This is a genomic window from Micromonospora sp. WMMC241 (assembly GCF_027460165.1).
Lineage (GTDB): Bacteria > Actinomycetota > Actinomycetes > Mycobacteriales > Micromonosporaceae > Micromonospora > Micromonospora humi.
In genome coordinates this window covers 5,605,421-5,617,617 of record NZ_JAPZBF010000001.1, presented here as the reverse complement: position 1 = coordinate 5,617,617, position 12,197 = coordinate 5,605,421, and the positions used below count along the sequence as shown (strand labels likewise).

At 73.2% G+C, this 12,197-nt stretch carries 9 protein-coding genes; 7 read left to right on the top strand and 2 right to left on the bottom strand.

All coding sequences use genetic code 11. The features are described 5' to 3' along the window. Positions 1–226: 226 nt before the first annotated feature. Complete coding sequence (locus O7598_RS25300; RefSeq protein ID WP_269693760.1) at positions 227–1,135, bottom strand: cyclase family protein; 909 nt, start codon at positions 1,133–1,135, stop codon at positions 227–229. Positions 1,136–1,287: 152 nt separating this feature from the next. Between O7598_RS25300 and mfd the strand changes: the two genes are divergently transcribed. The 4 genes from mfd (at position 1,288) to O7598_RS25280 (ending at position 8,760) form a co-directional block, all read left to right on the top strand. Then, positions 1,288–4,938, top strand: coding sequence for a transcription-repair coupling factor (mfd, locus tag O7598_RS25295; protein ID WP_269693759.1), 3,651 nt, complete (start codon positions 1,288–1,290; stop codon positions 4,936–4,938). Positions 4,939–5,087: 149 nt separating this feature from the next. Then, complete coding sequence (locus O7598_RS25290) at positions 5,088–5,843, top strand: hypothetical protein (protein ID WP_269693758.1); 756 nt, start codon at positions 5,088–5,090, stop codon at positions 5,841–5,843. Next, positions 5,840–6,826, top strand: coding sequence for a nucleoside triphosphate pyrophosphohydrolase (locus tag O7598_RS25285; protein ID WP_269693757.1), 987 nt, complete (start codon positions 5,840–5,842; stop codon positions 6,824–6,826). The genes O7598_RS25290 and O7598_RS25285 overlap by 4 nt, the downstream gene beginning before the upstream one ends. A gap of 314 nt (positions 6,827–7,140) precedes the next feature. Continuing rightward, a complete protein-coding gene (locus O7598_RS25280) occupies positions 7,141–8,760 on the top strand; it encodes a DUF885 domain-containing protein (RefSeq protein WP_269693756.1) in 1,620 nt (539 codons plus the stop codon). Positions 8,761–8,763: 3 nt separating this feature from the next. Here the strand turns inward: O7598_RS25280 and O7598_RS25275 are convergent, their stop codons facing one another. Continuing rightward, positions 8,764–9,456, bottom strand: a complete 693-nt coding sequence (locus O7598_RS25275; RefSeq protein ID WP_269693755.1) for a hypothetical protein — start codon at positions 9,454–9,456, stop codon at positions 8,764–8,766. 212 nt (positions 9,457–9,668) lie between these two features. Here O7598_RS25275 and eno point away from each other — a divergent pair, with 212 nt between their 5' ends. From eno to O7598_RS25260, 3 genes are read left to right on the top strand one after another with little or no spacing between them, the layout of a single operon-like run. After that, the gene (eno, locus tag O7598_RS25270) at positions 9,669–10,952 is read left to right on the top strand and encodes a phosphopyruvate hydratase (protein ID WP_269693754.1); all 1,284 of its coding nucleotides are present in this window, start codon (positions 9,669–9,671) and stop codon (positions 10,950–10,952) included. Positions 10,953–10,981: 29 nt separating this feature from the next. Further along, the gene (locus O7598_RS25265) at positions 10,982–11,617 is read left to right on the top strand and encodes an FtsB family cell division protein (RefSeq protein WP_091061481.1); all 636 of its coding nucleotides are present in this window, start codon (positions 10,982–10,984) and stop codon (positions 11,615–11,617) included. A gap of 22 nt (positions 11,618–11,639) precedes the next feature. Next, positions 11,640–12,197: a DUF501 domain-containing protein gene (locus O7598_RS25260; protein ID WP_269693753.1), complete on the top strand. Its 558-nt coding sequence runs from the start codon at positions 11,640–11,642 to the stop codon at positions 12,195–12,197.

The following is a 12,197-nucleotide window of genomic DNA, read 5'->3' as shown; positions in this document are numbered from 1 at the left end:
TCCAAGATCTCTTCTACTCCTGATATGCGGGAAGGATTGCCTGCTATGTGGGAGCGGTGCGGTGGGGGTGGGGCGGTGTGGGTGTCTCGGGGGGCCGGACACCCACACCGACGCTCGACGGCAGAACCCCACCAGCGCTCCCCGGCCCGTCGGCGTTCATGACGTCACGGTGCGGGGCGGCCGCCTCGGCGGCCCCCGCCCACCGATCGACGGAGGCGGAGGGCGGTCAGGCGTCGACGGTGGCGAAGGCGCGGACCGGGAAGGTGCCCATGCCGGCCACCCTCGGCGGGGCGGCGGTGAACCGGAAACCGGTCGGCGGCAACTCGGACAGGCCGGTCAGGTGCTCCACGATCGGGATGCCGGCGGCCAGCAAAGCGGTGTGCGCCGGGCGCTCCCCGGCCGCCGCCGGGGTCATGTCGTCGATGTTGATCGAGTCGATGCCGACGAGCGCGGCACCCTCCGAAACCAGCCAGGAGGCACCGTCCCCGGTCAGGAACGGCGCCTCCGGGGCGGCGTACCTGTCGGTGCCGAAGTGCGCGTCCCAACCGGTGTGCAGCAGCACCGCCCGCCCAACCACCTCGTAGGGGGCGAGCAGCAGTCGGTCCACCGCCCGGGTGCCGGCGGGTACGCGGACCACCAGGGCGGGCAGGTCGGCCAGCCGGTCCAGCGGGACCTCGGCCAGGTCAGGTGCGTCGGCGAAGCGGTGCGACGGCGTGTCCACGTACGTGCCGGTGTTGGCGATCATGTCGATGCGGCCGATGTGGAACTCCACGCCCGGCGCGTACCGCTCCCGGGAGGCCGCCCGGCTCAGCCAGTCGGTGATCCGCGGGCCCGGCAGGTCGGGCAGCGTGACCATGCCGTCGGTGATCATGTGGCTCAGCTCGACCAGGCGCCGCCCGCCGGTGGTCGGGGCGGCGACGCCACGCCCGCCCCTGTGCGGCTCCTCCACCACGCTCCGGTTGCTGACCCGCACCTCACCGACCATGAGCAGCCCGAGGTGCCGCACGAGCAGCGCCGCCAGCTCGTCGTCGGTGACGTCCGGCCCGGGCACGTCGAGCCGGAAACCGTCGGTGCGCAGGCCGCCGCCGTTGGCGAAGACCACCTCGGCGTCGAAGACCGCCCGATACTCGACCATCCGTCCACCGCATCACGCTCCGCCGGAAGCCGTCAAGGTCGACAAGCAGCGGTGCCCGGATCGTCGGGGGAGAGCGATAGGCTCGAACGGTGCACCCCCCGTCCGGCTGGACGCGGGGTCGTCGTCGTGTCAAGCGCTGGAAGTGATCACTGATGCTCACCGGACTCTTCGCCGCCGCCCTGGCCGACCCCGGGCTGGCCCGGGCGCGTGACCTGGCGCGCTCCGGTGCCGCGCAGGTCGACGGCCTCGACCTCACCGCCCCCGCCGCGCTGCGCCCGTTCGCGGTCGCGGCGGTGGCCGCCGACGATCAGGGAGCCAGGCGGCCGGTGCTCGCGGTCACCGCCACCACCCGCGAGGCCGACGACCTGGTCTCCGCGCTGGGCAGCCTGTTGCCGCCCGAGCAGGTCGCGGTCTTCCCGTCCTGGGAGACGCTGCCGCACGAGCGGCTGTCGCCCCGCTCCGACACGGTCGGGCGACGCCTCGCCGTGCTCCGCCGGCTGGCCCACCCCGACTCGGCCGACGCGCACGGCCGCACCGGGCCGCTGCGGGTGGTCGTGGCGCCGGTCCGGTCGCTGCTCCAGCCTCAGCTCAAGGGCCTCGGCGACCTCGAACCGGTGCAGCTCGCCGCCGGCGAGGAGGCCGACCTGGAGGAGGTGGCCCGCCGGCTCACCGACATGGCGTACGCCCGGGTCGACCTGGTCACCAAGCGCGGCGAGTTCGCGGTGCGCGGCGGCATCCTCGACGTCTTCCCGCCCACCGACGAGCACCCGTCCCGGGTCGAGTTCTGGGGCGACGAGGTCGAGGAGATCCGCACCTTCGCGGTCGCCGACCAGCGCACCATCGAGGGCGTGCCGCAGCTCTGGGCGCCGCCCTGCCGCGAGCTGCTGCTCACCCCGAGCGTGCGGCAGCGGGCCGCCGCGCTCGCCGCCGAGCACCCCGAGCTGGCCGAGATCCTCGACAAGCTGGCCGAGGGCATCCCGGTCGAAGGGATGGAGTCCCTGGCCCCGGCGCTGATCGGCGACGACGCGCTGGAACTGCTCGTCGACTGCATGCCGGCCGGCACCCACGTGCTGCTCTGCGACCCGGAGCGCATCCGCACCCGCGCGCACGACCTGGTCCGTACCTCGGAGGAGTTCCTCCAGGCCAGCTGGGCCGCGGCCGCCGTCGGCGGCCAGGCCCCGGTCGACCTCGGCGCCGCCGCCTTCAAGACCCTGGCCGAGGTACGCACGCAGGCCCGCGCCCTGCGCCAGCCCTGGTGGACACTCGCCCCGTTCGGGCTGGTCGAGGCCGAGGTGGCACCCGTCCGGCAGCCCTGGGAGGACGCGCCGGCCGCTGTCGACGTCACCCCCGACGACGCCATCGCGGTGAGCCTCGCCGCCCAGCCCGCCCCGCTCTACCACGGCGAGACCGCCCGGGTGGTCGACGACCTGAAGCGCTGGGCCGGCGAGGGCTGGTCGATCGCGCTGGTCTTCGAGGGGCACGGCCCCGCCCAGCGCGCCGTCGAGGTGCTCCGCGACGCCGGTCTCGGCGCCCGGCTCACCGAGGAGGTGCCCACCGCGCCCGCCCCCGGTGAGGTGCTCGTCTCCTGCGGCTGCCTGACCGCCGGCTTCGTCGACGAGGCGTCCCGGTTCGTGCTGCTCACCGGCAACGACGTCACCGGCGGCCGGGGCACCTCGACCCGCGACATGCGCAAGATGCCCAGCCGGCGGCGCAACACCATCGACCCGCTGGAGCTGAAGGCCGGCGACTTCGTGGTGCACGAGCAGCACGGCATCGGCCGCTACGTCGAGCTGGTGCAGCGCACCGTCAACGGCGCCAGCCGCGAATACCTGGTCATCGAATACGCGGCGAGCAAGCGCGGTCAGCCCGGCGACCGGCTCTTCGTCCCCACCGATCAGCTCGACCAGCTCTCCCGTTACGTCGGCGGCGAGCAGCCCACGCTGCACAAGATGGGCGGCTCCGACTGGCAGAAGTCCAAGGCCCGGGCCCGCAAGGCGGTCCGCGAGATCGCCGCCCAGCTGATCCAGCTCTACGCCGCCCGCAAGGCGTCCAAGGGGCACAACTTCGGGCCGGACACCCCGTGGCAGCGGGAGCTGGAGGACGCCTTCCCCTGGCAGGAGACGCCCGACCAGATGGCCGCCATCGAGGAGGTCAAGCGGGACATGGAGCAGACCGTCCCGATGGACCGGCTGATCTGCGGCGACGTCGGCTACGGCAAGACCGAGATCGCGGTGCGCGCGGCGTTCAAGGCGGTGCAGGACGGCAAGCAGGTGGCCGTGCTGGTGCCCACCACGCTGCTGGTGCAGCAGCACTACAACACGTTCGCCGAGCGGATGAGCCAGTTCCCGGTGAACATCCGGCAGCTCTCCCGGTTCCAGACCGCGAAGGAGAGCGAGCGGACGCTGGAGATGGTCGCCGACGGCAGCGTCGACATCGTCATCGGCACCCACCGGCTGCTCCAGGCGGCCACCCGGTTCAAGCAGCTCGGTCTGGTCATCATCGACGAGGAGCAGCGCTTCGGCGTCGAGCACAAGGAGCACCTGAAGACGCTGCGTGCCTCGGTCGACGTGCTCGCCATGTCGGCCACCCCGATCCCGCGAACGCTGGAGATGGCGATCACCGGCATCCGCGAGATGTCTACCATCGCCACCCCGCCCGAGGAGCGGCACCCGGTGCTCACCTTTGTCGGGGCGTACGACGACCGGCAGGTGGCCGCGTCTGTCCATCGCGAGCTGCTCCGCGACGGGCAGGTCTTCTACCTGCACAACCGGGTCGAGTCGATCGACCGGACGGCCCGCCGGCTGCGGGAGCTGGTGCCCGAGGCCCGGGTCGCGGTGGCGCACGGCCAGATGGGCGAGGAAGCGCTCGAGAAGGTGATGGTCGGCTTCTGGGAGAAGGAGTTCGACGTCCTGGTCTGCACCACGATCGTCGAGTCGGGCATCGACATCCCGAACGCCAACACGCTGATCGTCGAGCGCGCCGACCTGCTCGGCCTGGCCCAGCTGCACCAGATCCGGGGCCGGGTCGGCCGGGGCCGGGAGCGGGCGTACGCCTACTTCCTCTACCCGCCGGAGAAGCCGCTCACCGAGCACGCGCACGAGCGGCTGGCCACCATCGCCCAGCACACCGAGCTGGGCGCCGGCATGTACGTGGCGATGAAGGACCTGGAGATCCGCGGCGCGGGCAACCTGCTCGGCGGCGAGCAGTCCGGCCACATCGAGGGCGTCGGTTTCGACCTGTACGTGCGGATGGTCGGCGAGGCGGTGTCCGCCTTCAAGGGCGAGAGCACGGAGGAGGAGGCGGACGTCAAGATCGACCTGCCGATCGACGCGCACCTGCCGCACGACTACGTCGGGGTGGAGCGGCTGCGGCTGGAGATGTACCGCAAGCTCGCCGAGGCCCGCGACGCCGAGCGGCTGCGCGAGGTGGTGGCCGAGATGACGGACCGCTACGGCGAGCCGCCCGCGCCGGTGCAGAACCTGGTCGCGGTGGCGAACTTCCGGCTGCTGGCCCGCCGTTACGGGCTCACCGACGTGTCGATGCAGGGCAAGCACATCCGGTTCGGCCCGCTGCCGCTGCCCGACTCCAAGCAGATGCGGCTCAAGCGCTACCACCCGGACTCGGTCTACAAGCAGGCGGCCGACCAGGTCAGCGTGCCCCGACCGAGCACCCGCCGGATCGGCGGCGAGCCGCTGCGCGACCAGGCGCTGCTGGAGTGGTGCGCGCAGCTCCTCAAGGATGTCCTCGGCGAGCCCGAGGAGCTGGCCGGTTCTGCCAGCCCCGCAGTGGCGAGCGGAAGGTGACACGGCGAGCCCGAGGAGCTGGCCGGTTCTGCCAGCCCCGCAGTGGCGAGCGGAAGGTGACACGGCGATCCGGTCTCGGCGGAGCCGGCGGGTGCGCGGTGAGGTGGGCGGCGTCACAGCCGACTGCGGGGCGTGAGAGAGTGACCGTCATGCGTGCTCGCCGTCTTGTTGCCGTCGCCAGCGTGGCGGTCGGCCTCGTCGCCCTCTCCGGTTGCCGTACCGAGCCGGGGGTCGCCGCCTACATCGGTGACCACCGCGTCACCGAGGACCAGGTCACCTCGATCCTCGACGAGGCCCGGGACGGGCTGTCCAGCCAGCCGGCCACCGCCCCGCAGGCCGACGCGCTGCTGCCGCCCCGCGACCAGGTGGTCGCCACCCTGGTGCTGTCGGACGTGTGCAAGGAACTCTCCGCCGACAAGGGCTACCAGCCGAAGACCCAGGTGACGCCGGAGCAGGTGGCCCAGCAGCTCGGGCTGCCCGCCGGCGCGGCGTACCCGAAGAAGGTGGCCGAGTTCTACACCTGCGTCTCCGGCGTGCCGGTGGGCGAGTCGACCGCCCCCTCCAAGGAGGACCTGGCCACGGTGATCGCCGCCGGCCGCGCCGCCGGCGCCATCCCGCCGGACGTCTCGGACGCCGACGCCGCCGGCCAGCTCGACGGCGATCAGCTCCGCTCCGCGCTGGCCACCCGCAAGGCGCTCGCCGACGCCATCGACGGGTACGACGTCTCGGTCAACCCGCGCTACCGGCCGCTGGCCTTCCCGGTGCTCACCTTCAAGGGCGACGTGCCGGCGGTCTCCGTGCCGCTGGGCGAGCCGGGCTCGTCGGTCACCGACATCTCCACCCCGGAGCCGGAGACCGGTGAGTCGGTGCCGGTGGTCGAGCCGTCGGCGGCGCCCGGCGCATGACCGCGCGCATCGTCCTGCTGGTCACCTCGCCCCGGCTGCCGGCCGGCCTGCTGACCTCGGCCGCCTGGGACGCCGTACGCTCCGCCCCGGTCCTCACCGGCGTCGACGGTGAGCTGACCCGGGCGGTCCGGACGGCCGGCGCCGAGGTGCGCGTGGTGACCGAGGGTGCGACGCAGGCGTTGTTGGACGCCGCCGCGACGCACGGCGGCGCGGTGTGGCTGGCCGGCCCGACCGGCGACGAGACGCTCGCCCGTGAGCTGGGGTTGCGACTGGCCCGCCAGCCGGGCCTGGCCGAGCTGGAGCTGATGTACGGCTCCTGGGACCCGCCCGGCGCCCGGCTCCTGGACGCGGTCGAGGTGATGGACCGGCTGGCCTCTCCGGGCGGCGATCCGTGGAAGCGGGCGCAGACCCACCGCAGCCTGGCCGCGTTCCTGCTGGAGGAGTGCTACGAGGCGTACGACGCGATCAGCGCCGACGACACCGACGCGCTCCGCGAGGAGCTGGGTGACGTGCTGCTCCAGGTGCTGCTGCACGCCCGGCTGGCCGAGGACCTGCCGGAGGGGAAGAGCTGGACCGTCGACGACGTGGCCGGCGGCCTGGTCGACAAGATGGTCCGGCGCAACCCGCACGTGTTCTCCGGCGAGCAGGCCGGCACGATCGAGGAGATCGAGGCCAACTGGGAGCGGATCAAGCGGGCCGAGAAGACCCGTGAGTCGGTGCTCGACGGCATCGCGCTGAGCCAGCCCGCGCTCGCTCTGGCCGCGAAGGTCCTGGACCGCGCCGGTCGGGTGGGGCTGGCGGTGCCGCCGCCGCTCGCCGAGTCGCAGGTGGACCCGGAGGCGCGGCTCGGTGCGAGCCTGCTGGCCACCGTCGCGGCGGCCCGACAGGCCGGCATCGACCCGGAGGCGGCGCTGCGCCGCGCCACCCTGGCGTACGCCGAGGCGGTCCGCGCCGCCGAACGCGCCACCCCCGACCAGCCCTGACCCACCCCTCGAAGCCCTTCCCGCCCCCACGCGAGCGTTTCCAGCCGCCGTCGACCTTGCAGTTCCGGCCCCGGCGAATCGGCTTAGTCGGGCATAAGGGGGGCGGCAACTGCAAGATCGCGGGCCCGAGTGGTGCCGGGGTGGTCGTCCTTCTCGGGAAATCTGCAGATCTTGGAAGGAATGTGCCCCTGGAGGGGCCATTTCCTTCCAAGATCTCGCGAGCCGAGCCGAGCCGAGCCGAGCCGAGCCGAGCCGGGCCGGGCCGGGTGCGTGAGGGGCGAGGGACGTCGGGGGTGGTCGGTAGGGTGCGGGGAATGGAAGCGTTCGTGCCGCTCGCGGAGCGGATCGTGGAGGCGTTGCTGGAGAGCCGACCCGGGTTGGCCACCTCCGCCGGGGACCACCGCTACGACGACCGCCTGCCCGACCTCTCCGAAGATGCCCTCGCCGCCGACCGGGCGATGCTGAAGGACGCGGCCGACGCGCTCTCCGAGATCGACCCGGACGTGCTCGACCTCGACGAGGGCGTCGACCACGCGCTGCTCAGCAGCCTGGTGGACCGGGCGCTGTTCGAGGCCACCGAGATCCGCGGCCACGAGTGGGATCCGCTGCGGCACAATCCCGGTCCGCTGCTGCACGCGTTGCTGGCCCGCCCCTACGCCCCGGTCGACGAGCGACTCAGCCACCTCGCCGGGCGCCTCGACGCCGTACCCGACGCGCTGGCGACGGCGCGCGCGACGCTGCGGGACATGCCGCGGGTCCACGCCGAGACGGCGATCGGGCAGTTCGCCGGCGCGGCGGCGCTGGTTCGCGACGAGGTGCCGGCGCTGCTCGCGCAGGCGCCGGCGCTGCGCGACCGGGTGGGGCCGGCGGCCACCGCGGCGATCGCGGCGCTGGACGAGTTCGTGGCGTGGCTGCGGGCGGGGCTGGCGGCGGACGCCGGCCCGGGGCGTGACCCGCGGCTGGGCCGGCGGCGCTGGGAGGCGCGGCTGTGGCACACGCTCGACACCGAGCTGGGCGCCGCCGAGGTGCAGCGCCGCGCGTGGGCCAACCTCGACCGGGTCACCGAGGAGATCCGGGCGGCGGCGGTCGAGCTGGTCGGTGGCCCGGCCGACGACGAGACGGTACGCCGCGCGCTGGACCTGCTCGCCGCCGAGCACCCGGACGACGCCACCATCGTGGATCTGGCCTCGGTCACGCTGGACGAGGCGAGCGACTTCGTCCGCCACCACGACCTGGTGAGCCTGGTAGCGGATCCGTGCGTGATCCAGGAGATGCCGGAGTTCGCCCGGGGCGTGGCGGTGGCCTACTGCGACTCGCCGGGCCCGCTGGAGACCGCCGACGTGCCGACGTTCTACTGCATCGCGCCCACCCCGGCGGACTGGCCGGCGCAGCGGGTCGAGTCGTTCTACCGGGAGTACAACGACCACATGATCCGCAACCTGACCGTGCACGAGGCGATGCCCGGTCACTTCCTCCAGCTCGCCCACGCCCGCCGCTACGCCGGTCCGACCCGGGTGCGCGCGCTCACCGAGTCCGGGGTGTTCATCGAGGGCTGGGCGGTCTACACCGAGGAGCTGATGGCCGGGCTGGGCTTCGGTGGGCTGCCGGTGCGGTTGCAGCAGCTCAAGATGCAGCTCCGGATGACCATCAACGCGTTGCTCGACCAGCTCGTGCACTGCGACGACCTGCCCGAGGCCGAGGCGATGGCGCTGATGACCGGGCGTGGATTCCAGGAGGAGGGTGAGGCGGCCGGCAAGTGGCGGCGCGCGTTGCTCACCTCCACCCAGCTCTCCACCTACTTCGTCGGCTACAGCGAGATGGCCGGCATCGCCGCGGCCCGGCCGGACGGCGTGTCGGTACGCGACTGGCACGACGCGATGCTGTCGCACGACTGCCCACCGCCGCGTCACCTGCGCACCCTGCTGGGGGTGTGAGGGTCAGGACGTCCTGGTGCGCCGGTCCACCACGCCGGCGCCCGCCGGCGGGTCGAACGTGGCGGCCTCCACCGTCTCGGTGTAGCGGCTCAGCGTCACCTCGGCGGCCTTGCCGTCGAGTGTGCCGGTGAAGCTGCCCAGCACCCCCTCGGTCGTCACGCAGGTGGCGAAGCGCTCCCCGGCGTCGGCGACGTCCACGCAGGTGGCGTGGTGCCCGGCGAGGGTGGTGTCGCTCTGCTTGATGACCGCGTCGGGCTCCAGCGCCGCGTCGGTGAGCAGCCGGATCACCGCCGGCGGGGTGACCAGGCCCTGCTTGCGGGCCTCGTCGTAGACGATCACCGACGGCTTGCCGGCGGTGAGCACCGGCGGCGACACCGTGCAGGAGGTGCGGGCGGCGGTGCTCGCGCACCGGGTCACCGCCTCCTGGGTCACCGTGATCTTGCCGCCGGGCCAGGTGTAGGTGGAGCGCAGCGGCTTGGCGGTCTGCGCGATCGAGGCGGTCCGGCCGCCGGCGAGCTGGTAGTCGGCGGCCCAGGTCTGTTCCAGCGCCCGGTCCATCCGCGCGGCGAGGTCGTTGACCAGGTCGGCCCGTCCGAGTGCGACGCCGGCGTCGTCGAGCGTCTGGCAGCCGGTGACCGAGAGCGACGCGATGACCGAGGCGGCGAGCACGCGGAGAGTCGTCGAGGCGGCAGGCATGATGCCCAGCCTTGTCGATCGACGCAACCTCTCGCAAACCGGTTGCCGGTTGACGACCGGTAAAGCGGGAATGTCCGTCTCATTCGCCGCGGTGGGGTCCGCCCCGAGCGGCATGCGCGAGGGCGGGGACCGATACGCTGCGTTCAACACCTGCCTCAGCCGCACCGTCGCGGCCCGAACCGGACCGGCACACACAAACGAGGAGCGACTCAGTGGCAACCATCGAGGGAATTGTCGCCCGGGAGATCCTGGACTCGCGGGGCAACCCGACGGTCGAGGTCGAGGTCGGGCTCGACGACGGCACGATCGCCCGCGCCGCGGTGCCGTCCGGCGCCTCCACCGGCGCGTTCGAGGCGGTCGAGCTGCGCGACGGCGACAAGGACCGCTACCTGGGCAAGGGTGTCGAGAAGGCCGTCGCCAACATCGAGGACCGGATCGTCGACCAGCTCATCGGCTACGAGGCCAGCGAGCAGCGGCTGATCGACCAGAAGATGATCGACATCGACGGCTCGGACAACAAGGGCGAGCTGGGCGCCAACGCCATCCTCGGCGTCTCGCTGGCCGTGGCGAAGGCCGCCGCCGGCAGCGCCGAGCTGAGCCTCTTCCGCTACCTGGGCGGCCCGAACGCGCACCTGCTCCCGGTGCCGATGATGAACATCCTCAACGGTGGCGCGCACGCCGACTCGAACGTCGACATCCAGGAGTTCATGATCGCGCCGATCGGCGCGCCGACGTTCCGGGACGCGGTCCGCTCCGGCGCCGAGGTCTACCACGCGCTGAAGTCGGTGCTGAAGAAGAAGGACCTGTCGACCGGCCTCGGCGACGAGGGCGGCTTCGCCCCGAACCTGCCCACCAACGCCGCCGCGCTGGACCTGATCGCCGAGGCGGTGGAGAAGGCCGGCTACCGGCTCGGCACCGACATCGTCTTCGCGCTCGACGTGGCCGCCACCGAGTTCTTCGACAACGGCACCTACACGTTCGAGGGCAGCGCGAAGAGCGCCGAGGAGATGAGCAACTACTACACCAAGCTCGCCGGCGACTACCCGATCGTGTCCATCGAGGACCCGCTGGCCGAGGACGACTGGAGCGGCTGGGCCACGCTGACCGCCGCGCTGGGCGACCGGATCCAGATCGTCGGCGACGACCTGTTCGTGACCAACCCGCAGCGCATCGCCCGGGGCATCGCCGAGCGGTCCGCCAACGCGGTGCTCGTCAAGGTCAACCAGATCGGCTCGCTCACCGAGACGCTCGACGCCGTGGACCTGGCCCACCGGGCCGGCTTCAAGTGCATGATGAGCCACCGTTCCGGCGAGACCGAGGACACCACCATCGCCGACCTGGCGGTCGCCACCGGCTGCGGCCAGATCAAGACCGGCGCCCCGGCCCGTTCCGACCGGGTCGCGAAGTACAACCAGCTCCTGCGGATCGAGGAGGAGCTGGCCGACGCGGCGCGGTACGCCGGCGCCGGCGCGTTCCCGCGTTACCGTTCGGCCTGAGGCCAGCGCTCCGGGGGAGGGGTGTGACGATGCAGCAGCGCCGCACACCGGGTGGCCAGCGGCCCGCCCGTCGGCCGGGTCAGGCCGGCCGGGCGGGCGGCGCCCGGGTCCGGTCCACGGCCCGCGACGGCGGGGTCCGCGCGGAGACGCGCGCCGCCGGGCGGTCACCCGCCGCGTCCCGCGCCACCGAGGGCGTACGCTCCGCGAACCGTCCGGGCGCGGCCCGGCGCAGCGCGGCCGGCGGCCCGGTCAAGCGGCTCACCGCACCCCAACCCCGGCGCTTCACCGGGCGCGCCACAGTGCTGTTCGCGGTGCTCATCGCGCTCGCCCTGGCCTACACCTACCCGGTCCGGGTCTATCTCGACCAGCAGGCCGACATCGAGCGGATGGAGGCCTCCCAGGCCGCGCAGCGGGCCGAGATCGACCGGTTGACCGCCGAGGCGGCCAAGTGGAAGGACCCGGAGTACGTCAAGACGCAGGCCCGGGAACGGTTCTTCATGGGCAAGCCCGGCGAGACCCTGCTGGTGGTGCTCTCCGACCCGGACGGCGCCGCCAAGGACGCCGGGAAGGGCGCGAAGCCGGGGCCGCCGAAGCCGCCCGACCCCTGGTACGACACCCTGTGGTCGAGCGTGCAGGCGGCCAACGCCGAGCGCCCCGACAAGTGAGCTACCCCGAGAGGCATTACCTGTGAGCGTCGAACCACCGCAGGATCCGGCGGCGGACTCCGTACCCCCGCCGGAGCGCCGACCGGCCACCGAGGCCGACCTGGCCGCGGTGGGCGCCCAGCTCGGACGCACGCCGCGCGGCACCCGCGCGGTCGCCCACCGGTGCCCGTGCGGCCTGCCCGACGTGGTGGAGACGACGCCCCGGCTGGCCGACGGCACGCCCTTTCCGACGCTGTTCTACCTGACCTGCCCGCGGGCGACGGCGGCGTGCAGCCGGCTGGAGTCGGCCGGGCTGATGAAGGAGATGGCCGACCGGCTCGCCGAGGACCCGGAGCTGGCCGCCCGCTACCGGGCCGCGCACGAGGACTACCTCGGCCGCCGGAACGCGATCGGCGAGGTGCCGGAGATCGCCGGCATCTCGGCCGGCGGGATGCCCGGCCGGGTGAAGTGCCTGCACGTGCACCTCGGTCACGCGTTGGCCGCCGGCCCGGGGGTGAACCCGTTCGGCGACGAGACGCTGGCGTTGGTGGAGAAGTGGTGGGCCGCCGGCCCCTGCGTGGACGTGCCCGCCGGGGAGTGA